The sequence below is a fragment of the Roseomonas gilardii subsp. gilardii genome, from assembly GCF_023078375.1.
Lineage (GTDB): Bacteria > Pseudomonadota > Alphaproteobacteria > Acetobacterales > Acetobacteraceae > Roseomonas > Roseomonas gilardii.
The window spans coordinates 2,045,062-2,068,216 of record NZ_CP095554.1 but is presented as its reverse complement, the minus strand read 5'-3'; the positions used below and the strand labels follow the sequence as shown (position 1 = coordinate 2,068,216).

Genomic DNA, 23,155 nt, shown 5'->3' with positions numbered 1-23,155 from the left:
ACGTTCAGCCTGCCTTCTTCTCCCAGCCGCGCGGTCCCTGTTGCCAATAGGTCAGCATGGCCGGCGGCCTTGGCCCGGCACCAGCGGTCGCGGGCGGCCTCGGTGGCCTCCGCGTCATTGCCGTCGAAGAGGTCGAGCACCCGGTCGAAGCGATCCAGCCGGGCACTTTCCGCCCCATCCACCAAAAAGAGGAAGCGGGCCCCGTTGGGTGCCTCGTCCTCCGTGGTCAGCCAGATCGGCTGCAATTCGGCATGGCCCACCGCGGGCGTGCCATGCGGCAGCCAGTCGGGATCGGTGCTGAGCCAGAGCGAGGCGTCCAGCGCCGCCAGCCGCTCCGGGCCGCCGCAGAGCACGACGGCACGGCCGCCGCTTTCCAGCACACGGCCGAGCAGGCGCGGCAGGGCCTGGGCCAAGGGGGTGCGCGTCAGGTGATAGAAGCCGATCTCAGCCACGCCGTTTCCGCCGGGGTTCGAAGTGATCCCGCACCAGGCGGTCGAGCAGGCGCACGCCATAGCCGCTCGGTCCCTTGGGGCCCAGGGGGCCATCCTCCTCCCGGCTCTCCACTCCAGCGATGTCGAGATGCGCCCAGGGGATCGCGCCAGGGATCGCGCCAGGGATCGCTCCGTTCGGTGCCTCCGCATCCGTGCCGATGAATTCGCGCAGGAAGGCGGCGGCATGGCAGGCATCGGGGATGCCGCGCCGCCCCGTGCCCCCGGGCCAGCACTGGCGCAGGTCGGCGATGTCGCTTTTCAGATCCTCGCGATGCGCCGCGCCGATCGGCATGGGCCAGAGCGGCTCGCCCACCGCCTCGCCCGCCGCCAGCACCGCATCGCGCAGGGTATCGTCGTTGCCGAACAGCCCGGCGCGGTGATGGCCGAGCGCGGTGACGATGCTGCCGGTCAGCGTGGCAAGGTCGATGACGGCGCGCGGCCGCAGCGCCGAGACCGCGTGGGACAGCGCATCGGCCAGGACCATGCGGCCCTCGGCATCCGTATCCACCACCTCCACCGTGCGGCCGGACAAGGTGCGGACCACGTCGCCGGGGCGGAAGGAGGCGGCGCCCACCGCGTTCTCCGCCAGGGCCAGCACGGCGGCGGCGGGGGTGCGGCTGCCCCGCGCGGCGAGGGCCAGCATGGCCCCGGCGCAGGCGGCGGCGCCGGCCATGTCGGCGCGCATCTCCTCCATCCTGGCGGCGGGCTTGATGGAGATGCCGCCGGTGTCGAAGGTGATGCCCTTGCCGACAAAGACCACGGGGGCAAGGCCCGGTTCGCCGGGCCAGCGCAGCACGACGAGGCGGGGCGGTGTCGCCGATCCCTGCCCCACCGCCAGCAGCGCGCCGAAGCCCGCTTTCTCCAGGGCCTTGCGGCGCCAGACCTCGACCTGCAGCCCCTCGGCGGAGAGTGCCTCCAGCCGCCGGGCGAATTCGCGCGGGTTCAGCCGGTTGCCCGGTTCCGCCACGAGGTCGCGGGCGAACAGCGCGCCGCGCACCGATGGTTCCTGCTCCTCCCAGGCCAGCAGGGCCAGGGCGGGATCATCGGCCAGGATGTCCAGCGCTTCCAGCCGCCCGGCCGCCTCGTCCTCCGGCGGGGCATGGCGCAGCGCCTCGAAGCGCCAGCCCCGCAGCGTGGCGCCGGCGGCCAGGGCGGCGGCGAGGCGTGGCTCCAGCCTGCGCGCATCCAGCACCGCGTGGCGCGCGCCCGGAAGCGCGCGCTGCAGCGCCACGACGGCATGGCCGCCCGCTTCCACCCATGGGCGCTCCGAACCGCCTGCCACGGCAGCGGGGCCGAGGCCGACCAGCACCGGCCCGTCCGGGAGCAGGGAGACCACCTCCCCCGCCGCCCCGGCGAAACCGGAGGCCCGGGCGCCTGCCTCATGGGCGTGCGGCACGCCGGGATGCAGCGGCAGGAGGCGCGGCAGCCCCGCCGCGGCCTCCCGGTGAAAGCCGATGCGCAGCATCAGCCCTTGCGCGGGCGGCGGCGGCTTCCGCGGCTGCGCGCGGACCTGCCCGGCGCGGCGCCTTCCGGTGCATCCGGGCTGGGTTCCGGCGCCGCGGACAGGGCATCGGGCGTGGTGGCCGCCGGCTCCGGCGCGGCGGGGATGGGCGCAGGCTCGCCTTCGGACAGCAGGGCGGCCGAGGCACCGCCGCCGGCCAGCGCCGCCGGGGCTTCCTCCGCCGGCTCGGCGGGCGGGAGCGGTGTGTTCTCGTAATGCTCCGCCACGAGGCGGTCGAGCAGCCGCACGCCCCAGGCGGTGGCGCCCTTCGGCGTGGTCGGTTGGTCCTTGTTGCTCCAGGCCGTGCCGGCGATGTCGAGATGCGCCCAGGGGCAGCCATCGACGAAGCGCTGGATGAACTGCGCCGCGGTGATCGAGCCACCCGGGCGGCCGCCGACATTCTTCATGTCCGCGATGTCGGAGCGGATCTGCTTGTCATAGGCGTCGCCCAGCGGCATGCGCCAGGCGAGCTCGCCGGTCGCCTTGCCGGCGGCCAGGATGCGTTCCGCCAGCCCGTCATCGTTGGAGAAGAGCCCGGCATGCTCGTTGCCGAGCGCCACGATGATCGCGCCGGTCAGCGTGGCGAGGTCGATCATGAAGGCCGGGTCGAAGCGCTTCTTGGCATACCACATGATGTCCGCCAGGACGAGGCGCCCCTCGGCATCGGTGTTGATCACCTCCACCGTCTGGCCGGAGGCCGTGGTCACCACGTCGCCCGGCCGCTGCGCCGTGCCGGAAGGCATGTTCTCCACCAGCCCGACGATGCCGATCGCGTCGACCTTGGCCTTGCGCCCGGCCAGCGTGGCCATCAGCCCCGCCACCGTGCCGGCGCCGGCCATGTCCCACTTCATGTCCTCCATGCCGCCGGCCGGCTTGATGGAGATGCCGCCGGTGTCGAAGGTGACACCCTTGCCGACAAAGCAGAGCGGCTTCGCCGGCTTCTTCGCGCCCGTGCCGTTCCAGCGCAGGATCACCGCGCGCGGCTCGCGCTCCGATCCCTGGGCCACGCCGAGCAGCGCGCCGAAGCCCAGCTTGCGCATCTCCTTCGGGCCCAGCACCTCCACATCGAGGCCGAGCTTCTCCAGCTTCTCCAGCCGGTCGGCGAATTCCTCCGGATAGAGGATGTTCGGCGGCTCGCTGACCAGGTCGCGGGTGGTGAAGACGCCCTGGGCGATGGCCCGGCCCGTGGCCCAGGCCGCCTTGGCGGCGGCGGGGTCGTCGCAGAACACCTTCAGCGCGGTCAGGCGCGGCTTGTCCTCCGCCTTCTCCGTGGTGCGGTAGCGGTCGAAGCGGTACATGCGCAGCGTGGCGCCCAGCGCGGCGCTGGCCGCGCCATTGCCGCCCGCCGCGGTACCGGCCAGCCCGGCCCAACCACCCACCGCGCGGGCGTCGAGCGCCGCCGTGCCCTCGGCGGCCATGGCGGCGACGGCCGTGCCGCCCGCCGCCTCGATCACCGGCCCGTCCAGCTCCGCCCGCTTGCCGAGGCCGACCAGCACGATCCGGTTCAGCCCGTTCCCGGGCGCGAAGAGGGTGGCGGTCTGGTTGCGCCGTGCCTTGAACTCCGCCGCCGCGATGCCGCGTGACAGGATGCCGTGCAGCGTCTGGTCCCAGTCATGCCAGGCGCCGCCGCCCAGGTCATCCTCCGCCAGCAGGATGGCGAGGGCGCCGCCCGTGGGAAGGGACGGCTTGGCGAAGGCGATATCGAGCATGACCGGAGAGCACTCCCTGCGACGCGCCGGACGGTCCGCGGGACAGGATCGCCCCTGGGGCTCCCTGTGCGGGAGAGCCATGGGGAGGTCCTGGAAAGGGCGCGGCGCCGCCTCGGTTCCGGGGCGCAGCGTGCCACGGCGGCGGCCCGGCGTGGAGGGGGCCAGCCGGTTTTCGCGCACCCGCCGCCCGAAGCCGGGAGGGCCGTGCGGTTTGCCGTATGGCGCCGCACCGGCCCCGGGTCTATCCACGGCGGATGACCGATCATGAGCTTCTGGAACTGGCCGCGCGGCTGGCGCGCTCCGCCGCCGACGCCATCCTGGCGGTACGGGCCGCCGGCTTCGCCGTGGAGCGCAAGAGCGACCACTCGCCGGTGACGGAGGCCGACCATGTGGCCGAGGCCATCATCCTGGAGGGACTGCGCGCGGCGGTGCCGGAGATCCCGGTGATCGCCGAGGAGGAGGTCTGCGCCGGCCGCATCCCGGCACTGGCGCATCGCTACTGGCTGGTGGACCCGCTGGACGGGACGCGGGAGTTCGCCCAGGGCAGCGACAGCTTCGCCGTCTGCGTCGGGCTGGTGGAGGGCGACCGGGCGCTGCTCGGCGCCGTGGCCCTGCCGGCCACGGGGGAGGTCTTCGCCGGCCTCGTCGCGGCGGAAGGCCGGCCCGCCCTGGCCTGGAAGGAGGATGCCGCCGGCCGCCGTGCCATCGCCGCCCGCACCCCGCCGCCGGAAGGCATCACGGTGATGTTCAGCAACCACTACCGCGACGACCCGCGCCTGGAGCCCTTCCTGGCGGGCCGCAAGGTGGCGAAGGTGGTGAACTGTGGCTCGGCGCTGAAATTCTGCCGGCTGGCGGAGGGCGAGGCCGATCTCTACCCGCGCTTCGGCCGCACCATGGAATGGGACACCGCCGCCGCCCAGGCCCTGCTGGAAGCCGCCGGCGGACGGGTGCTGGACATGGCGGGCGCGCCATTCCGCTATGGCAAGCCGGGCTTCGAGAACGGCCCATTCATCGCCTGGGGGCGCGGGGACGGAGCGCAGGAACAAGCGGCGTCATGACCGAGCGCCTGCCGCCGGAGGCGCTGGACCGGGCCGCCGCGCTGTTGCGGGCGGGCGAGCTGGTGGCCTTCCCCACCGAGACCGTCTATGGCCTGGGCGCCGATGCCCGCAACGGCCGGGCGGTGGCCGGGATCTTCGCCGCCAAGGGCCGGCCGCGCTTCAACCCGCTGATCTGCCATTTCCCCGATGCCGAATCCGCCTTCGCCGAGGTGGTGGCGGATGAGCGCGCCCGCAGCCTCGCGGAACGCTTCTGGCCGGGGCCGCTGACCCTGGTGCTGCCGCGCCGGCGCGGTTCGCGGGTGGACCTGCTGACCACAGCCGGCACCGAGACCATGGCGGTGCGCGTGCCCGCTCATCCCCTGGCGCGGGAGTTGCTGCGCCGGGCCGGCACGCCGGTCGCGGCGCCTTCGGCCAACCCCTCGGGCCGCGTCTCGCCGACCACGGCGGAGCATGTGATGCAGGGGCTCGGCGGGCGCATCGCAGCGGTGCTGGATGGCGGTCCCTGCGCCGTGGGGCTGGAAAGCACGGTGCTGAACCTCGCCAGCGGCCAGCCCAGCCTGCTGCGCCCCGGCGGCGTCACGGTGGAGGCGATCGAGGAGGTGATCGGCGCCTTCCACGACCCGCAACTGGAGGCGGAGGTCGAGGAGATGCTCACGGTGCTGGCGCGGCAGCAGGGCCTGCCCTCCCCCGGAATGCTGCGCTCGCACTACGCGCCCGGCCTGCCGGTGCGGCTGGAGGCGCGGCATGTGGGGCCGGACGAGGCGCTGCTGGCCTTCGGCCGCCCCCTGCCCGGTGCCCGCCTGGCCTGGAACCTTTCGGAGCGCGGCGATCTCGCCGAGGCGGCCTCGCGCCTCTTCGCCGGGCTGCGCTTCCTGGACGAGGAGGGATCGCGCCTCGGCCTGGCGGGCATCGCCGCCATGCCCGTCCCGGCCGCGGGGCTGGGCGAGGCCATCAACGACCGGCTCGGCCGGGCGGCGGCGCCGCGCCAGGGCTGACGCCACCCTGGACCGGAACGGAGCAAGGCATCCTTAACCGCCCGGACCGCAGAAGCGGCGGATGGATGCCCCGGACCCCACCCCATGATCGTCACGCCCCAGGAGGCCAGGCGGCTGATCGAAAGCGGGCGGCCGCTGCTGCTCACCGGCGCCGCCGGCCTCCTGCGCGACCTGCCGCATGGCCGCTGGATCGGCGCCGGCGGGGATGCCCATGGGGATACCGGCGGGGATCAGCTGCTCACCTGCCTGCTGCCGCCGCCGGCGCGCGAGATCCGGATCACCCGCCTGCCGCCCGGCGACGCCGCCGGGATGGCACGGCTGGGCTCCGGACGGGGCTGGCTGCTGACGCCGGGGGACCGTCTGGCCCGCCGGCTGGGGCAGCGCCCGGTCTGGCGGGCCGGGGCGCGGCGGGCGGGGGATCTGATTCTCGACGGACGCTGCGGCATGGCGCATGCCGGGGGCGCCCTCGCCCTGACGCTGCGGGATTGATATCCGCAGGCCGGTATCGCGTGCCGGGAACGTGTCCTGCCCGGATGTGCGGCAGCCGCGAATGCCGGAGAGGCAGCCGCGGGCCCGGGGGCCGGATGAATTCCCCGTTGGAGCCTCGCTTCCAGCCGTCCCGACGATGACAGCCCGGGCAAACCTCGCCTAGCCTCTCCTGCAAGGCAGAGGGGGGATACGGGCTTGGCCTATGCGCTGCAGCAATTGGTGAACGGCGTCTCGCTCGGCATGATCTACGGGCTGATCGCCGTCGGCTACACGATGGTCTACGGCATCGTGGGCATGATCAACTTCGCCCATGGCGACATCTTCATGATCGGCGCCTTCTCGGCGCTGATCGGCCTGCTGCTGCTGTCGGGGGGCGGCTGGATGACCGGCGGGGCGGCGATCCTGCTGGCCCTGGTCTTCTCCATGGCCGTCACCGGCCTCTATGGCTGGACGGTGGAACGCGTGGCCTACCGGCCCCTGCGCGGCTCCTTCCGCCTGGCGCCGCTCATCAGCGCCATCGGCATGTCCATCCTGCTGCAGAACTTCGTGCAGGTGAGCCAGGGCGCGCGGGTGAAGCCGATGGAACCGCTGGTGCCGGGCGGGCTGAACCTGTTCGAGCAGAACGGCTTCGTGGTGCAGATCTCCTGGGTGCAGATCGCCATCATGGTGGTGACGCTGGTGGTGCTCGGCATCTTCACCCTCCTGGTGACGCGCACCTCGCTCGGCCGCGCCATGCGGGCGGTGGAGCAGGACCGCAAGATGGCCGCGCTGCTCGGCGTGAACGTGGACCGCACCATCTCGCTGGCCTTCGTGACCGGCGCCGCGCTCGCCGCCGTGGCCGGCACGCTCTACCTCGTGCGCTATGGCGTGATCGATTTCTACATCGGCTTCCTGGCCGGGGTGAAAGCCTTCACCGCCGCCGTGCTCGGGGGCATCGGCTCCCTGCCGGGCGCGGTGCTGGGCGGGCTGCTGATCGGGCTGATCGAGACCTTCTGGAGCGCCTATTTCTCCGTGCAGTACAAGGATGTCGCGGCCTTCTCGATCCTGGCGCTGACGCTGCTCTTCCTGCCCACCGGCCTGCTCGGCCGCCATGAGGTCGAGAAGGTATGAGCGGCAACGCGCCGGAAGACGAGGTCCCGGGCGGCGCGGCCGCGCTGGGCGGGTCGGCCGCGGGCGCACCGCGCCCCGGTGGCGCCGGACATCTGGACGACGGCGTGCCCGCGCCGGGCGAGGCGGGCGGCATCCCGCGCCCGCTGCCCGCAGCGCCGCCCGCCGGAAGGCTCCCGGAAAGACCCCTGGCCCTGGGGGGGGCACTGCGCGAGGCCGTGCTGGCCGCACTGGTGGCGCTGGGCCTCTTCGTGCCGCTGGTCGGGCTGCGCACGGACCCGGGCGAGGGCGGCCTCGTGCTGCGCACGCGCTGGCCGGATGTGGCGATCCTCGTCGCGCTCACCTTCGCCGGCCGCTTCCTCATGGCGCTCTGGCACCGGCGGCGGCGCTCCGCCGCGCAGCGCGCCTGGTCGCCGCGGCTTCCCTCCTGGATCGGGCGGGTGGTGGCGCCGCTGCTGCTCCTGCTGGGTCTCGCCCTGCCCTTCCTGCCAGGCGTGGGACGCTACGAGCTCGACCTCGCCGTGCTGGTGGCGACCTATGTGATGCTGGGCTGGGGGCTGAACATCGTGGTCGGCCTCGCCGGGCTGCTGGACCTCGGCTATGTCGCCTTCTACGCGGTCGGCGCCTATGCCTATGCGCTGCTGGCGCTGAATTTCGGCCTCAGCTTCTGGATCTGCCTGCCGCTCGCCGGCATCCTCGCCGCCTTCTGGGGCGTGATCCTGGGCTTTCCCGTGCTGCGCCTGCGGGGCGACTACCTCGCCATCGTGACCCTGGCCTTCGGCGAGATCATCCGTATCGTGCTGATCAACTGGGTCTCGCTCACCGGCGGCCCGAACGGGCTGTCGGGCATCCCGCGTCCCGGCTTCTTCGGGCTGGATTTCGGCATGGGCGGCGGGCCCGACACCTTCGCGGGCTATTTCGGCCTGACGCCCTCGCCGCTGCACCGGGTGATCTTCCTCTACTACCTGATCCTCGCTCTGGCGCTGCTGACCAACTGGGTGACGCTGCGGCTGCGGCGCCAGCCGCTGGGCCGCGCCTGGGAGGCACTGCGCGAGGACGAGATCGCGGCGCGCGCGCTCGGCATCAACATCACCACGACCAAGCTGACCGCCTTCGCGCTCGGCGCCATGTTCGGCGGCTTCGCCGGCGCCTTCTTCGCCACGCGCCAGGCCTTCATCAGCCCGGAAAGCTTCACCTTCATCGAGAGCGCCATCATCCTCGCCATCGTGGTGCTGGGCGGGCTGGGCTCGCAGCTCGGCGTGGCCATCGCGGCGCTGGTGATGATCGGCGGCTTCGAGGTGTTCCGCGACCTGCAGGAATGGCGGATGCTGGTCTTCGGCATCGCCATGGTGACCATCATGGTCTGGCGCCCGCGCGGGCTCGTCTCGACCCGCCGGCCCACCGTCTCGCTCGGCAAGGCGCGCGCCATTTCGGGCGATCTGGTCGGGGAGGGCCGGGGATGAGCGGAACCGTGGAGGCGCCCCCGATCCTGGAGGTCGAGGGGCTGACCATGCGCTTCGGCGGGCTGGTCGCCGTGGACAACGTCTCCTTCCAGGCGCGGCGCGGGCAGATCACGGCGCTGATCGGCCCCAACGGCGCCGGCAAGACCACCTGCTTCAACTGCATCACCGGCTTCTACCGGCCGAGCTCCGGCACCATCCGCCTGCACCGCGACACGGGCACGGAGGCGCTGCACCGGCTGGCAGGGCACCGCATCGCCCGGGCCGGGGTGGCGCGGACCTTCCAGAACATCCGCCTCTTCGCCGGCATGACGGTGCTGGAGAACCTGCTGGTGGCACAGCACAACACGCTGATGGCGGCCACCGGCTTCGGCATCGGCGCGGTGCTGGGCCTGTCACGCTATCCGAAGGCGGAGCGCGAGGCGATCGCGCTGGCGGCGCACTGGCTGGAGGAGACCGGCCTGCTGCCCCGCGCCGACGAGCCCGCCGGCGCCCTGCCCTATGGCGACCAGCGGCGGCTGGAGATCGCGCGCGCCATGTGTACCAACCCCTCCCTGCTCTGCCTCGACGAGCCGGCGGCGGGGCTCAACCCGCGCGAGAGCGAGCAGCTTGCCGGGCTGGTGCGGCGGATCAAGGAGAGCGGCTGCACCGTGCTGCTGATCGAGCATGACATGGGCGTGGTGATGGGCATCTCGGACCGCGTGGTGGTGCTGGACCACGGCAAGCTGATCGCCGACGACGTGCCCGCGGCGGTGCGGCGCGACCCTGCGGTGATCGCCGCCTATCTCGGCGAGGGCGAGGAAGGCGAGGAGGAAAACGCGGCGTGAGCATGCTGGAGCTGCACGGCGTCTCCGCCGCCTATGGCGCGGTGCGGGCGCTGAACGACGTCACCATCCATGTGAACCAGGGGGAGATCGTGGCCCTGATCGGCGCCAATGGTGCCGGCAAGTCCACGCTGCTGATGACCATCTGCGGATCGCCCCGCGCGCGTTCCGGGCGCATCCTCTTCAACGGTACGGATATTACCGGCCTGCCGACGCATGAGGTGGTACGCCTCGGCATCGCGCAGTCGCCGGAAGGGCGCCGGATCTTCCCGCGCATGAGCGTGCGCGAGAACCTGCTGATGGGCGCGCAGCAGTTCGGCCACGATCCGGGGCCGGGCATGGAGCGGGCCTTCCAGCTCTTTCCCCGCCTCAAGGAGCGGGAGGCGCAGCGCGGCGGCACGCTCTCGGGCGGTGAGCAGCAGATGCTGGCCATCGCCCGCGCGCTGATGGCGCAGCCACGGCTTCTGCTGCTGGACGAGCCCTCCCTCGGACTCGCGCCGCTGATCGTGCGCGGGATCTTCGATGCCATCCGCATGCTGAACGAGACGGAGGGACTGACGGTGCTGCTGGTGGAGCAGAACGCCAATCAGGCGCTGCGCCTTGCCCATCGCGGCTATGTGCTGGTGAACGGGCGGATCACCATGGAGGATACCGGACGCGCCCTGCTGGCACGGCCGGAGGTGCGGGAGGCCTATCTGGGCGGCTGAAGGCCCCCGCGGTACGGCTCCAGGGGGGTGTCGTCCGCCCTGGAACCAGCCTGGTCAGACCGCGTGGACCTCCGGCTCGCGCTGCCAGAAGCGGAGTTCGCCGCAGGCCTTGAGGAAGGCCGCCGCATCCGCCTTCCCGCCAAGCGCGATCACACCGCCATCGGGCTTGTCGATGCCGGCCTTCTCCAGCAGCGGCTTCGCCTCGGCGCTGTGCGCGATGAACTTGGCGTGGGCGAAGGCATCACTGACGAAGTCCTTCGCCGTGGCTTCCTTGGAAAGCAGCTTCGCCCCTTCCTCGGACAGCACCACCGCCACCGCGTCATAGAGCACGGAAGGACCGCCATTGACCTTCTGCTGCGCCTCGTGCCGGGTGCCGGCGCTGTCCACGATGCCGCTGACCTGCGGCGCGACCAGCTCCACCATGGCGCCCTCCGCCTGGGCGGCGGCCATCAGCGCCTTGAGCAGCGCCGCATCGGCACCATCACTCGCGAGGATGCCCAGCTTGCGGCCCTTGAAGCTCTTGGGGCCGTTCTGGATGATGCTGAGCGGCGGCGAAGGCGGTAGGTCCCTGATCACCGGCCGCGCGGGCGGCGCCGCTTCGGGCATCGGCTCCAGCCGCAGCCCCTCGGCCACCTTCATGGCCAGTTCCTCGTCCACGTTCCGCAGGTTGGCGACGATGCGGGCGCGGATGGCGGGCGTCTCGACCTTGCTCAGCTCGAAGACGAAGGCATCCTTGATGTGCGTCTGCTCCGTGGGCGTCTGGCTGCGGTAGAACTGGCCCGCCTGGCTGAAATGGTCGGCGAAGAGCTCGGCCCGGATGCGCCGCTTCTCGCCCTGCTCCTGCGCCGGGAAGCTGCGGAAGCCACGTTCCGGGTCCTCGCGCGGGCCGCCCTGGGCGCCCCAGGAATTGGGCTCGTAATTGGCGCGCCCCTTGGGGTTGCGCATCGCCATGTGCCCGTCCTGCTGGAAATTGCAGACCTGGGTCTTCGGCGCATTGACCGGGATATGGGTGAAGTTCGGGCCGCCGAGCCGCTTCAGCTGCGTGTCGAGATAGGAGAAGTTGCGCCCCTGCAGCAGCGGGTCGTTGGTGAAGTCGATGCCCGGCACGACGTTCTGCGTGCAGAAGGCCACCTGCTCCGTCTCGGCGAAGAAGTTGTCCACCGTGCGGTCCAGCACCATGCGCCCGACGATGCGCACGGGCACCTGCTCCTCCGGGATGATCTTGGTGGCGTCCAGGATGTCGAACTCGAACGTCTCGGCGAAGTCGTCGTCGAAAAGCTGCACGCCCAGCTCCCATTCCGGGAAATCGCCGGCCTGGATCGCGTTCCACAGGTCGCGGCGGTGGAAATCCGGGTCGGCACCGTTGATCTTCACCGCCTCGTTCCACACCACCGATTGCAGGCCGAGCTTCGGTTTCCAGTGGAACTTCACATAGGTGGACTTCCCCTCCGCATTGACGAAGCGGAAGGTATGGACCCCGAATCCCTCCATGAAGCGGAAGGAGCGTGGGATCGCCCGGTCGGACATGATCCACATCAGCATATGGGTGGATTCCGGGCTCAGCGAGGCGAAGTCCCAGAAGTTGTCATGCGCCGTCTGTGCCTGGGGGAAGCCCCGGTCGGGCTCTTGCTTCGCGGCGTGGATCAGGTCCGGGAACTTGATCGCGTCCTGGATGAAGAAGACCGGGATGTTGTTGCCGACGAGGTCCCAGTTGCCTTCCTTCGTGTAGAACTTCACCGCGAAGCCGCGCACGTCGCGGGCCAAGTCGAAGGAGCCCTTGTTACCGGCCACCGTGGAGAAGCGCACGAAGACCGGCACCTTCTCGCCCGGTCGCTGAAACAGGTCCGCCGCGGTGATGCCGGCCAGGGATTCCGTTGGCTCGAAATAGCCATGGACGCCGAAGCCGCGCGCATGCACCACCCGCTCCGGGATACGCTCATGATCGAAGTGGAAGATCTTCTCGCGAAAGTGGAAATCCTCCAGCAGCGCGGGGCCGCGCGCCCCGATCTTCAGCGTGTTCTGGTCGTCGGAGACCGGGATGCCCTGCTGCGTCGTCAGGGTCTCGACGCCCTTGCCCGCGACCTGATGGGTCTCGCCCCCCTGCCCCCGCAGGATCTCCTGGTCAGCCAGCCGTACAGGCTCGTACCCGTTCCGGGGATCTGCAGTCATGCTTCTGCTCCACACTCGACATCGGCCGGGGCGCTGCCGCCCGCGGGCGCACCCTTCTCCCCCGCTGTAACGATGCGCCTGTGCGAAGCGATGGGTGGCAAAAGGCGACGTCACGGGAACTTGCGTTCCAGCGGACGGGCGCCGGTCCTGATCAGCCGCCATGCCATCCCGCGCCCCCCGACGGAGAGGCGATCCGGCAGGCAAACAGCCGCTTGGCGGCCATGCGACTCACGCTCTAGGCTTCCATAACAACGGCCCGGCTCCCGGGCTCGTGGCAAGCGGAGTCCAAGCATGCTCACCGTCAATCGCCGCGTCATCCTCGGGGCAGCCCTCGCCGCGCCCGCCATCCTCGGCAGCCGTGCCGGACTGGCCCAGGGCGCGCCGCTGCGCGTCGCCACGGTCGGGCCGCTGACCGGCCAGTACGCCGCCTTCGGCGCGCAGATGCGCAACGGCGCGGAGCAGGCGGTGACCGACATCAACGCCGCCGGTGGCGTGCTCGGCCAGAAGCTGGCGCTGGAACTGGGCGACGATGCCTGCGACCCGCGCCAGGCGGTCTCCGTGGCCAACCAGATGGCCGGACGGCAGGTGAAGCTGGTGGCCGGGCATTTCTGCTCCGGCTCCTCCATTCCGGCGAGCAAGGTCTATGCCGAGGAGGGCGTGCTGCAGATCAGCCCCGGCTCGACCAACCCGGTCTATACGGACAAGGGGAGCTGGAACACCTTCCGCGTCTGCGGGCGGGACGATCAGCAGGGCGCCGTGGCCGGCAAGTACATCGCCGCGAACTTCAAGGACAAGCCGGTCGCGATCCTCCACGACAACTCCGCCTATGGGAAGGGGCTGGCGGACGAGACCAAGAAGGCGCTGAACGCCGCCGGGGTGAACGAGGCGCTCTATGCCGCCTATACGCCGGGCGAGCCCGATTACAGTGCCATCGTCTCGCGCCTGAAAGCGGCCAATATCGCGGTGATCTATATCGGCGGCTACCACACCGAGTCCGGGAAGATCCTGCGCCAGGCGAAGGAGCAGGGCATGCAGGTCACGCTGATCGGCGGCGACGCCCTGGTGACCAACGAGTTCTGGCAGATCACCGGCCCGGCGGGCGAAGGCACGCTGATGACCTTCGCCCCCGATATCCGCACCCGCCCCAGCGCCGCGCCCGTGGTGGCCCGCTTCAAGGCCCGCAACGTCGATCCGGAGGGCTACACGCTCTACACCTATGCGGCGGTGCAGATCTGGGCTGACGCGGCGGAGAAGGCGAAGACGGCCGACCCGCAGAAGGTGGCCCAGACGCTGAAGTCCGGTGGCCCGTGGAAGTCGGTGCTGGGCGAGACGAGCTTCGACAGCAAGGGCGACCCGACCGTGGCCGACTACGTTTTCTATGTCTGGAAGGACGGCAACTACGCCCAGATGTGAGATCCGGTGCGGGATGGGGCTTGTGGCGCCCGCACCCCCTCCCCACATCGGCTCCTGTCTTCAACAAACGAAAGGAGGTGATCCAGTGTCTCATTGCACCCAGCCGGAGTTCCGCTGCGCGACCGGGATCACTGCTCACGCCATGATCGGGGCGGGATTCTGAGTTTTTCGCCTGCCGGATGACGGCATGCGCAATGCGAGGCCCCGGGGCGGAAGCTCCGGGGCCTTTCTGCTGTCTGGCCCCCCTGCGTGCCGCCAGATGGGTGGGGCGACCCGCCATGGTGTGGTCAACCTGTCACAGAAACGCCCTGCGTGCGGCCCATGGCAAACCGGACGGACGAGCCGGACGTTCCAGTGGATATCCACCGAACGCCGGAACACACCATGTCCTACCCAGCCACCATGCCTGGCGCCGCTGTCCCTGAGGGCGCACCCGCCCTGCCTCCCCGCACTGCCTGGGGCGCCATCCTGGCCGGAGCCCTTGTGGCCATCGCCGTGGGCGCGACGCTGAACATCCTGGGCATCGCCGTGGGTGCGACCACCATCGACGCGGTGGACCGCAGCACCCCCGATGCATCGACCTTCGGCCTCGTCGCCAGCATCTGGCTGGTGGTCGCCAACCTGCTGGGCCTGATCGCCGGCGGCTATGTCGCGGCGCGGCTTTCGGGCACGGCCGACAGGCGCGACGCCGCCCTGCACGGGCTGGCCACCTGGGCCGCTGCCTTCCTGGTCTCCGCCGTGCTGCTCGGCAGCGCCGTCTCCGGCATCGCCCATACCGCCGGCAATGCCGTCGGCTCCCTTCTCGGCGGCGCGGGCCATGCGGTCTCCTCCGCGGCGGAGACCGTGGCCCAGGCCACGCCGGAAGCGGACCAGCAGGCTCTGGTCAACCGGGCCAGCCAGGCGCTGACCCGGCCGGACGATGTGGGCGCCATGAACAGCGATCAGCGTGCCGCCGAGATCGCCTCGATCGTCGGGCAGAGCATCACCCAGGGCAACCTGAACGACGCTCAGCGGACACGGCTGAACCAGCTTGTCGCCGCCCAGGCCGGCATCCCCGAGCAGGAAGCCGCGCAGCGCGTGCAGCAATACGAGCAGCAGGCCCGGCAGACGGCCGCCGAGGCCGAGCAGAAGGCCCGCGAGGCCGCTGATGCCGCGGCGACCGGCACCGCCGTGGGCGCCTTCTGGATCTTCGCCACGCTGATCCTGGGCGCCTTCGCCGCAATCCTTGGCGCCCGGATGGGCGTGCGGGAGATCGTAGGGGTGGCGGATCGCCGCTACGCCTGACCCTGAGGAGCCCGCGCGGCGGCCCCGGTGCCGCGCGGGCTCTCTTCGATGCGCTGGCCCGGCAGGACAAGCCCGCAAGCGCGCTCAGGCCAATTCGGCTCAGGCCAGTTCGGTGCCGACGATGCGGTAGTCCCGTCCCCACCAGATCAGTGCAGATTCCGAATGCCCGAGGGCGATGGCCTTCACCGCGCCGAAGAGCACGCTGTGGGTACCCTTCTCGACCACGTCCTCGATCACGCAATCCACCGAGGCCGAGGCCCCCTCCAGCACCGGCGCGCCGGTGGACAGCACCGTCCAGCTCCCGGTGCCGAAGCGTTCGTCCATCGTGGTGGTGGTGAAGCCGGCGAAGCTGTCCGAGACTGGCCTATGCGGCCCGCCTAGCACGTTCACGCACATCACGCCGTTCTGGATGACATAGGGATAGGCGCGGCTGCTGCGGTTGATGCAGACCAGGAGCATGGCCGGGTCGTCCGTCACGCTGCAGACCGCACTGGCGGTGAAGCCCGCCCGGCCCGCCGGGCCGGCGGTGGTGATGATGTTCACCGCGGCGCCCAGCCGCGACATGGCATCGCGGAACTGTGTGCGGAGGGCATCCATGGCGCGGTCTCCCGTGACTGCAGGGTCGCATGGTCCCGGTCGAGGCACGGGGGCCCTGTCCAGGGACAGATGGGTGGCCGCGACGGCGTGAACGAGAGGCGTCCTGCATCGCGGCGCAATAACGGCTACCCTGGCGGGAGATTCACGGAAGGGGAAGCCACAGATGGCCGAAAACACCAGGGGAATCGCCACCGGCACCACCACCATCCAGGCCACGGACGGCAGCGGCGGCTTCAGCGCCTATGTCGCCCGTCCCACGGGGCGGGAGGGTCCGGTGGGCGCGGTGGTCATGATCCAGGAGATCTTCGGGGTGAACCATGCCATGCGCGCGCTCTGCGAGTGGGTGGCGGATATGGGCTTCCTGGCCATCTCGCCCGACCTGTTCTGGCGCCTGGAGCCAGGCGTGGAACTGACCGACGGCTCGGAGAAGGAATGGCAGCGCGCCTTCGAACTGATGAACGCCTTCGACCAGGCGAAGGGGATCGAGGACCTCAAGGCCACCCTGGCCGTGGCGCGGAAGATGGAGGGCAGCAACGGCAAGGCGGGCACGATGGGCTTCTGCCTCGGCGGGCGGCTGGCCACGATGATGGCGCTGGAATCCGACGCCGACTGCAACATCTGCTATTACGGCGTGGGCCTCGACGGGCTGCTGGGCGCGGCGCAGAAGATCGACAGGCCGCTGATCCTGCATATCGCCGAGAAGGACCGCTTCGTGCCGCCGGACGCCCAGGCGAAGATCCGCGCCATGCTGGACGGACATCCGACCGCCACCGCCTATACCTATCCCGGCGTGGACCATGCCTTCGCCCGCATGGGCGGCCATTCCTGGGACGGGCTGGCCGCCACCATCGCCAATGGCCGCAGCGCCGAGTTGCTGCAGCGCTGCCTCGCCTGAGGCCATGCCCCTGAACCGGCGGCGCTTCGCCCTGTCCCTGGCGGGGGCCGCCCTCGGCACCGGCACCGTCGGCGCATCCCCGCCCGCCGGGTCGGAAGGGGATGCGTTCTTCCGGGAGGCCGCGCCGGCGTTGCTCGCCCCGATCCGCGCGGCGGCACAGGCGCTAGGCGGGCCGGGCCTGCTCAAATCCTATGTCACCGATGGCAGCGAGGCTTTCGACCGCAGCCATGCCGAGGTCGCCTATACCTATGACAATGCCGTCGCGGGCCTCGCTCTGCTGGCGGCAGGCGAGACGGAACTGGCCTCGCGCCTGGCGGAAGGGCTGCGCCTCGCTCAGTCACAGGACAGGTTCTGGACGGATGGGCGGCTGCGCAACGCCTATGCCGCCGGCCGGCAGGTGCCCGATGCCCCGGCCAGCGCCCGCCCACCCGGCTGGTGGGACGCTGCCTCCAGCCGCTGGATCGAGGATGGCTATGCCGCCGGCTCCGCCAGCGGTCCCGTCGCCTTCGCCATGCTGCTCTGGACCGCCTTTCCCGGCTCCGTCGCCTTCCGCGACGCGGCGGAGCGGGCCGCCGGCTGGGTGGAACGGGACTGCGTGGCACCGCAGGGCTTCACCGGCGGTACGCTGGGGCATGAGCCGCAGCCGGACCGGCAGGCCTGGTGTTCCACCGAACAGAACCTGGACCTCGCGGTGGCCTTCGCGCGCCTGGACCGGCGGGCCGCCGCCGCGAAGGCGGGTGGCTTCGTGCGCAGCCTCTGGCGCCCGGCGGAGGGGCGCTTCGCCGCCGGGCTGACGCCACAGGGCGTGGTGAACGACGATTCGGCGGTGGATGCCAATCTCTGGCCGCTCCTGGCCTTCCGGGAAGCGGGTTTCGCCCCGGCGCTGGACTGGGTCCTGACGCGGCATGGCCTGCCGGCCGGCGCCCCCGTCCAGGAGCTGAAGGGGCTGGACTTCAACACCGACCGCGACGGGATCTGGCTGGAGGGGACGGCCCAGGCCGCCCTTCTGCTGCGCCGCCAGGGGCGCGTGGCGCTGGCGGAACGCTTCCTGCGCACCATGCTGCGGGAGCGGGATGCGGCGGGCTGGGTCAGGGCATCCAGCATTCCCTGGCTCACCACCGGTTTCTACAACGGGGAGATCCCTTTCCTGTATCCGCGGCGCGGGCATCTGGCGGCGAATGGCTGGGCGGTGCTCGCCGCGCTGGATGCCAGCCCCTTCGACGCTCCCCCGGCCTGAGCCCCTCGCACAGCGGCCGATGCCTGGGCAGCGAAACGGCACCTGCCCTATCGGACCGGTGCCGGTGCCCGCGTATCCCCCCGGCGGAAAGCCAGGAGGTTCCGGGCGTCAGCGGAAGGGCACCATGGGCTGGGAGCCGGTGTCCATGCCGCGCTGTGCGTCCCGCCCGCTCATGGTGTTCAGGCTGGAGGTCGTGTCCGGCGCGCCGGAGGGCGAGTTCTGTCCGCCCCGGGCGCGTTGCAGGCTTTCGGCGTTCAGGCGATCCGCCGCCGAATCATCGGACGAGGCAGACTGCTGGCCATGCGTCCGGGACCGGGGCATGCGGTGATGCGGCGTGGCCCCATGGCCCTGCATCTGCGTCTGGTCGCTGCCGCCGGTGGCCGCATGGGCGGTGATCGGAGAGAGGGACAGCATGGCGCCGAGCGCCAGCGTGGCCGCCGTGGTGGCGAGGATATTCTTTCGGGTGACCATGGGTTGGGGTCCGGTTCCTGTCCGACAGAGGCTTCTGTCATTGGGGTGAACGCCCTTGGAAGATCACGTTTCATGAAGGAAAGGACAGGCTGTTTCACCTTGCGGAGAACGGCGGCCCTTCCCTCACCGCGTCAGCCCTCGTCCGCCGCCATGCCGGGCGCGGGGTCCGGCTGCCGCATTTCCTCCGCCTCGCGCTTCAGGCGCTGATAGGAGCGGATCGAGAAGGGCAGGAGCGAGACATAGATCAACCCGGCCGCCGCGATCGCCGCCCAGGGCTCGGTCACCAGCAGGGCCGCATAGGCGGCCGCCCCCAGCAGCAGCGGCAGGACCGCCTCGCGCGGGATCTTGAAGTTCTTGAAGCTCCAGGTCGGCAAGGTGCTGACCAGCAGCCCGGCCACCAGCACCAGCACGATCGCCACGAAGAGCGGATGGCGCAGGAAGGCGGCCATGCCGGTCATGCCCCACTCATGGAAGGAGAGCGAGGCGAAGACCGGGAAAAGCGCCAGCCCCGCTCCGGCGGGGGCAGGCACGCCGGTGAAGAAGGACTGCGCATAGGCGGGCTTCGGCGGCGGCGGCATCACCCCCTTGGCCGTGACCACCGGGCCGATATCGATGGCGGCGTTGAAGCGCGCCAGCCGCAGTGCCATGCAGACAGCGAACAGCACGCAGGGGATGAACCCGACCCCGCGCGCGCCGTCGAGCGACCAGAGATACAGGATCAGCCCCGGGGCCACGCCGAAGCAGACGAAATCCGACAGGCTGTCGAACTCCGCGCCGAAGCGGCTGGTGGCCTTCAGCAGGCGGGCGAGGCGCCCGTCGATGCCGTCGATGAAGGCGGCGACCACGATCAGCGCCACCGCGGCCGGCCAGCGCCCCTCGAAGGCGAGGCGGATGGCGTTCAGCCCGACGCAGAGGCCGATCATCGTCAGGATGTTCGGCAGCAGCCGGTTGAAGCTCAGCCCCTGGAAGCGCGGGCGCCGCCGCGCGGCCAGGCGGAAGCGCCGCGCCGTGTTCATCCCACCCCCGAGACGGCGTCGGGATCGGAGCCGGCGGCCACGTCGCGCGGGCGCGGCAGGGACAGGTCGGCGATCACGGTTTCCCCGCCCACCATGGTCTGGCCCACCGCCACGAGGGGGCGGACGCCTTCCGGCAGGTACAGGTCGGTGCGGCTGCCGAAGCGGATGATGCCGAAGCGCTCGCCCGCCATCAGGCTGGAGCCCTCCCGCACGTTGCAAAGGATGCGCCGGGCGATGAGGCCCGCGATCTGCACCACGGCGATCTGCCGCCCATCCTCCAGCCGCATGGCGATGGCGTTCCGTTCATTGTCCTCGCTCGCCTTGTCCAGGCTGGCATTGAGGAACTTGCCGGGCCGGTAGGCGATCCGGGTGACAACGCCCTCGGCGGGGGAACGGTTCACATGCACGTTCAGCACGGACAGGAAGATCGCCACGCGCCAGCGCGGCGTGTCACCCAGGCCGAGTTCCACGGGTGGCACGGCGGGGGCGACCGAGACCACCGTGCCGTCGGCGGGCGCGATCAGCAGCCCCGGCCGGGGCGGCGGGAATCGCTCCGGATCGCGAAAGAAGTACAGGCAGAAGGCCGTGAACAGCAGGCCGAGCCAGAACAGCCAGTTGCCGAGGGCCATGCCCCCGATCACCGCCACGCCGAGGCCGATATAGATGAAGGGCCTGCCCGCCGGGTGCGGCGGCGCCAGCACCATCTTCACGCTTTGGATGAGGGACATGATGGCGCGCTTATGATCTGTTCATCACGTCCGGACAACCCTGGACGACATGCAGCCCCCGCCCCCCTCTCCCTCCGTTGATCTGCTCGATCTCGGCCGCTACGCGATCTCCCGCGACGGGCGGCTGCGGCCCGCCGCCGGGCGGTCACCGCCCCGCTTCCATTTCCTGTGGCACGGTCGGCCCGTCCATCTGCACCTGACCGGATTCGGCCTCGAATTCCTGGTGGAGGTGGGCGGCATCCCGTCTTCGGCCGAGGGGCGCCTCCGCCGCCAGGCCGTCTTCGAAAGGCTGGAACGCCTGCCCGGCGAATTGCCGCCCGGCTGGGGCCTGGGCCTCGACCCAGCGCACCGGCTCTGGCTGCGCGCCTCGGCCACCCCCGCCCCGGCCGGCATGCTCACCGCGCTGACCGCGATGGTGGATTTCGCCCTGACGCTCGACGAGAGGCTGGCGGGGCTGGACATCCCCGCCCCCATCCGCACGGAACAGGGCCAGGCTTCGGACATGCGGCACCACAGGCATGTACCCTAACCGGGGCAAAAGGCGGCGGGCCGGGAACACCCCTCCCGGAGGCAGGGCGTTTCCGTCCGGCCATCCCAACCCTGGGCTCTGGCCAGTTCCGGCACGGATGGCCTTGCCTTCCCCCACCACAGCCGGGTCATCTGTGCGGCAGCGGGATGGGCGGCAGCGGGACGGAGGGATGGGCGCATGGCGGGTGGCCGGGTGGCGGTGAAGGTCTGGGATGGCTGGATACGCCTCGTTCACTGGGGGATCGTGGCGCTCTTCGCCTTCTCGTGGTGGTCCGCCTGGACCTATCGCATGGACTGGCACCTGCGCTCCGGCCTCGCCATGCTCGCGCTGCTGCTTTTCCGCCTCGCCTGGGGCCTCCTGGGCTCGGAGACCGCGCGCTTCACGCGCTTCCTGCGTTCGCCGCTCGCGGCGCTGCGCCACCTGTTGCATCTGCGCCGCCGGGAGGCCGATACGGAGATCGGCCATAATGCCGCCGGCGGCTGGATGGTGCTGGTGATGCTCCTGCTGCTGGCGGTGCAGGTGGGCACGGGGCTGATGGCCGATGACCAGGTCCTGACGCATGGGCCGCTGGCGCCGCATGTCGATCCCGGGACCAGCGACCTCGCCACCGCGATCCACGCCACGAATTTCTGGCTCATCCTCGCGGCGGCCGGCCTGCATGTGCTGGCGGTGCTGGCCTATGCCCTGCTGAAAGGGCAGGACCTCGTCCGGCCCATGGTCACCGGGGTGAAGCGCCTGCCGTCATCCCTGGCCGGAAGGGCGCCGCGGCTCGGCAACCCCGCCCTGGGCGCCGTCCTCCTGGCCGCCGCCGCCGTGGTTGCCTGGTGGATCGGGCGCCTCGGCTGAGACCGGGGCGCCGGCACCCCCCCCTCAGCGGCCGCGGAAATTGCGGTGGCAGCCGCCGCAAGCCGCGCCCATCTCGCGGAAAGCCTGGACGGTGGCGGCCCTGTCGCCCGAGGCCGCGGCCTGCTCCAGCTTGCCGGCCGCAGCGAGGGCGTTCCGCGCCGCGGTCTCGAATCCGGCACGGTCGGACCAGACCGCCGGCAGGGCCTTCGTGTCGCCGGATGCCGAATCCGGCGGGAAGAGCGTGGGGATCACCTCCAGCAGGCCATGCACGGTCTTCGCCCGGGGCGCGATGGCGGCGATGTCCCCGGAATCGAGCGCGGCCTTCACGGCCTCCAGCTCCCGCTGCATCGCCTTCATGTCGTTCTTGCGTTCGGCGACCGGCCCTCCAGCCTGGGGGCCGGCCTGGGCAAGAGCCATGGCCCCACCCCCTCCCGCCAGGACCGCGCCCAGCAGCAACGGTGCGATGCGCATCTCTTCTGTTCTCCGACTCGGAAATCCCGGAGGGAGCCTATCGCGGGATGGGGGAAGCCGAATGCGGCGGCGCGCATAAAGTTTCGCCACCTCTCTTGCCCACCCGGCGAAGCAGCGCTATGAGCCCCCTCGCCGCAGGGAAGTGGCCGTCGGAGCGTAGCTCAGCCTGGTAGAGCACTGTGTTCGGGACGCAGGGGCCGGAGGTTCGAATCCTCTCGCTCCGACCATTTCACTCCCTGATTTCGCTGTCATCACCAAAATCTGGCGCGCGGGGTTCGGAAAGCATACCGGACACCCGCGCCGATTTCGGCGCCCGGCCTGGATATTTGCACAAGTCTTGCTTACCCCCTTCCGCAACACGCGTTGCGAAAGGGAAACGGACCTGATGCGATTACGCCTGCGTCATTTTCTGGCAGTATTTGCCCTGGCCACGGGCATGATGGTGCACCATCCGGCCAGTGCCCAGATCGAGCTGGGCCAGACGGGCCTCACCCTGACCCTCACCCCGACGGTCTCGACCGACTACACCTTCCGCGGCGTCAGCCAGACCCGCAACCGGCCGGCCATCCAGGGCCTGATCGATATCCAGCACACGAGCGGCTTCTATGTCGGGGCCTTCACCTCGAACGTCTCGTTCAAGGGGCTGGATGCGCGGCAGGAGGTGGACATGCTGGGCGGCTACCGCTTCACCAGCGGCGGCCTGGCGCTGGATGGCGGCTTCGTCTGGTACAACTACCCCGGCTACAGCAGCCGCACCGGCGGCGGGCTCGACATGAGCTTCTTCGAGTTCGCCGCCAAGGCGTCCTATGAGATCGCGCCGGTGAAGGTGCTGGGCTCCTTCTACTACTCGCCGGATTTCCAGCTCGATGCCCGCAACGCCTATTACGTGGAAGGCGGTGTCGAGGTGAAGATGCCGTTGGATGTCACCCTGGCGGGCCGCTACGGCTATCAGTGGATCGACAGGAACGTGAATTACGGCCTGCCCGATTTCGGGAACTGGTCCGTCGCCCTGTCCCGCTCCTTCTACGGCGCGCTGGTCACGGTCGGGTACTACGACACGGATGTGAAGAAGCGTGAATGCGGCGGCGGGCAGAAGATCTGCGATGCCCGGGCCATGCTGAGCATCAGCTACACGTTCTGAAACAGGCGATCGCCGTG

Annotated in this window: 21 protein-coding genes, 1 tRNA gene and 2 pseudogenes; 15 read left to right on the top strand and 9 right to left on the bottom strand. The window is 70.8% G+C overall.

The genetic code is table 11. The features are described 5' to 3' along the window. Window positions 1–4 precede the first annotated feature (4 nt). From MVG78_RS09175 to MVG78_RS09165, 3 genes and pseudogenes are all read right to left on the bottom strand, one after another. A pseudogene (locus tag MVG78_RS09175) lies at window positions 5–452 on the bottom strand (DNA polymerase III subunit chi). Next, a complete protein-coding gene (locus MVG78_RS09170) occupies window positions 445–1,956 on the bottom strand; it encodes a leucyl aminopeptidase family protein (RefSeq protein ID WP_247560187.1) in 1,512 nt (503 codons plus the stop codon). The pseudogene MVG78_RS09175 and the gene MVG78_RS09170 overlap by 8 nt, the downstream one beginning before the upstream one ends. A 239-nt stretch (window positions 1,957–2,195) precedes the next feature. Then, a pseudogene (locus tag MVG78_RS09165) lies at window positions 2,196–3,701 on the bottom strand (leucyl aminopeptidase); the annotation flags it as partial. 254 nt (window positions 3,702–3,955) lie between these two features. Between MVG78_RS09165 and cysQ the strand changes: the two are divergent. From cysQ to MVG78_RS09130, 7 genes are all read left to right on the top strand, one after another. After that, a complete protein-coding gene (gene cysQ, locus MVG78_RS09160) occupies window positions 3,956–4,759 on the top strand; it encodes a 3'(2'),5'-bisphosphate nucleotidase CysQ (RefSeq protein WP_247560184.1) in 804 nt (267 codons plus the stop codon). Further along, window positions 4,756–5,754 (top strand): L-threonylcarbamoyladenylate synthase, encoded by a 999-nt coding sequence (locus MVG78_RS09155; protein WP_247560182.1) that lies wholly within the window; start codon window positions 4,756–4,758, stop codon window positions 5,752–5,754. Before cysQ ends, MVG78_RS09155 begins: the two co-directional genes overlap by 4 nt. 84 nt (window positions 5,755–5,838) lie before the next feature. Then, the gene (locus MVG78_RS09150) at window positions 5,839–6,243 is read left to right on the top strand and encodes a DUF6976 family protein (protein ID WP_247560180.1); all 405 of its coding nucleotides are present in this window, start codon (window positions 5,839–5,841) and stop codon (window positions 6,241–6,243) included. A gap of 195 nt (window positions 6,244–6,438) precedes the next feature. Next, a complete protein-coding gene (locus MVG78_RS09145; RefSeq protein ID WP_247560178.1) occupies window positions 6,439–7,353 on the top strand; it encodes an ABC transporter permease subunit in 915 nt (304 codons plus the stop codon). Then, complete coding sequence (livM, locus tag MVG78_RS09140; protein ID WP_247560176.1) at window positions 7,350–8,813, top strand: high-affinity branched-chain amino acid ABC transporter permease LivM; 1,464 nt, start codon at window positions 7,350–7,352, stop codon at window positions 8,811–8,813. Before MVG78_RS09145 ends, livM begins: the two co-directional genes overlap by 4 nt. Next, window positions 8,810–9,637, top strand: a complete 828-nt coding sequence (locus MVG78_RS09135) for an ABC transporter ATP-binding protein (protein WP_247560175.1) — start codon at window positions 8,810–8,812, stop codon at window positions 9,635–9,637. The genes livM and MVG78_RS09135 overlap by 4 nt, the downstream gene beginning before the upstream one ends. Continuing rightward, a complete protein-coding gene (locus MVG78_RS09130; RefSeq protein WP_428480786.1) occupies window positions 9,634–10,341 on the top strand; it encodes an ABC transporter ATP-binding protein in 708 nt (235 codons plus the stop codon). The genes MVG78_RS09135 and MVG78_RS09130 overlap by 4 nt, the downstream gene beginning before the upstream one ends. Window positions 10,342–10,395: 54 nt before the next feature. Here MVG78_RS09130 and MVG78_RS09125 read toward each other — a convergent pair whose 3' ends face one another. Continuing rightward, on the bottom strand, window positions 10,396–12,510 hold the full coding sequence (locus MVG78_RS09125) for a catalase (protein ID WP_247560173.1): 2,115 nt from the start codon (window positions 12,508–12,510) through the stop codon (window positions 10,396–10,398). A 291-nt stretch (window positions 12,511–12,801) separates the two neighbouring features. Between MVG78_RS09125 and MVG78_RS09120 the strand changes: the two genes are divergently transcribed. Next, window positions 12,802–13,923, top strand: a complete 1,122-nt coding sequence (locus MVG78_RS09120; RefSeq protein WP_247560171.1) for a branched-chain amino acid ABC transporter substrate-binding protein — start codon at window positions 12,802–12,804, stop codon at window positions 13,921–13,923. 384 nt (window positions 13,924–14,307) lie between these two features. Next, a complete protein-coding gene (locus tag MVG78_RS09115) occupies window positions 14,308–15,207 on the top strand; it encodes a hypothetical protein (protein ID WP_247560169.1) in 900 nt (299 codons plus the stop codon). Between the two features lie 99 nt (window positions 15,208–15,306). Here MVG78_RS09115 and MVG78_RS09110 read toward each other — a convergent pair whose 3' ends face one another. Further along, window positions 15,307–15,804, bottom strand: a complete 498-nt coding sequence (locus tag MVG78_RS09110; protein WP_247560168.1) for a flavin reductase — start codon at window positions 15,802–15,804, stop codon at window positions 15,307–15,309. Between the two features lie 163 nt (window positions 15,805–15,967). On the opposite strand from MVG78_RS09110, the gene MVG78_RS09105 reads away from it, so the two are divergent. Next, window positions 15,968–16,699 carry a dienelactone hydrolase family protein gene (locus tag MVG78_RS09105; RefSeq protein WP_247560166.1) on the top strand — a complete coding sequence of 244 codons (732 nt, stop codon included), beginning with the start codon at window positions 15,968–15,970 and terminating at the stop codon, window positions 16,697–16,699. Window positions 16,700–16,703: 4 nt separating this feature from the next. Beyond that, a complete protein-coding gene (locus MVG78_RS09100) occupies window positions 16,704–17,936 on the top strand; it encodes a hypothetical protein (protein WP_247560164.1) in 1,233 nt (410 codons plus the stop codon). 108 nt (window positions 17,937–18,044) lie between these two features. On the opposite strand, the gene MVG78_RS09095 is transcribed toward MVG78_RS09100, so the two are convergent. The 3 genes from MVG78_RS09095 to MVG78_RS09085 all read right to left on the bottom strand — a co-directional run bounded on the left by MVG78_RS09095 (window position 18,045) and on the right by MVG78_RS09085 (window position 20,151). Next, the gene (locus MVG78_RS09095) at window positions 18,045–18,407 is read right to left on the bottom strand and encodes a hypothetical protein (RefSeq protein WP_247560162.1); all 363 of its coding nucleotides are present in this window, start codon (window positions 18,405–18,407) and stop codon (window positions 18,045–18,047) included. A gap of 131 nt (window positions 18,408–18,538) precedes the next feature. Continuing rightward, on the bottom strand, window positions 18,539–19,423 hold the full coding sequence (locus MVG78_RS09090) for a CDP-alcohol phosphatidyltransferase family protein (RefSeq protein ID WP_247560160.1): 885 nt from the start codon (window positions 19,421–19,423) through the stop codon (window positions 18,539–18,541). Further along, the gene (locus MVG78_RS09085) at window positions 19,420–20,151 is read right to left on the bottom strand and encodes a phosphatidylserine decarboxylase (protein WP_247560158.1); all 732 of its coding nucleotides are present in this window, start codon (window positions 20,149–20,151) and stop codon (window positions 19,420–19,422) included. Before MVG78_RS09085 ends, MVG78_RS09090 begins: the two co-directional genes overlap by 4 nt. A gap of 49 nt (window positions 20,152–20,200) precedes the next feature. On the opposite strand from MVG78_RS09085, the gene MVG78_RS09080 reads away from it, so the two are divergent. Both MVG78_RS09080 and MVG78_RS09075 read left to right on the top strand, forming a co-directional pair. After that, window positions 20,201–20,680: a hypothetical protein gene (locus tag MVG78_RS09080; RefSeq protein ID WP_247560156.1), complete on the top strand. Its 480-nt coding sequence runs from the start codon at window positions 20,201–20,203 to the stop codon at window positions 20,678–20,680. Between the two features lie 177 nt (window positions 20,681–20,857). Then, window positions 20,858–21,526, top strand: coding sequence for a cytochrome b/b6 domain-containing protein (locus tag MVG78_RS09075; protein ID WP_247560154.1), 669 nt, complete (start codon window positions 20,858–20,860; stop codon window positions 21,524–21,526). A 24-nt stretch (window positions 21,527–21,550) separates the two neighbouring features. Here the strand turns inward: MVG78_RS09075 and MVG78_RS09070 are convergent, their stop codons facing one another. Beyond that, window positions 21,551–21,997, bottom strand: coding sequence for a c-type cytochrome (locus MVG78_RS09070; protein ID WP_247560152.1), 447 nt, complete (start codon window positions 21,995–21,997; stop codon window positions 21,551–21,553). 150 nt (window positions 21,998–22,147) lie between these two features. On the opposite strand from MVG78_RS09070, the gene MVG78_RS09065 reads away from it, so the two are divergent. Further along, a tRNA-Pro gene (locus tag MVG78_RS09065) sits at window positions 22,148–22,224 on the top strand. A gap of 158 nt (window positions 22,225–22,382) precedes the next feature. Then, window positions 22,383–23,138 carry a TorF family putative porin gene (locus MVG78_RS09060; RefSeq protein ID WP_247560150.1) on the top strand — a complete coding sequence of 252 codons (756 nt, stop codon included), beginning with the start codon at window positions 22,383–22,385 and terminating at the stop codon, window positions 23,136–23,138. Window positions 23,139–23,155 lie beyond the last annotated feature (17 nt).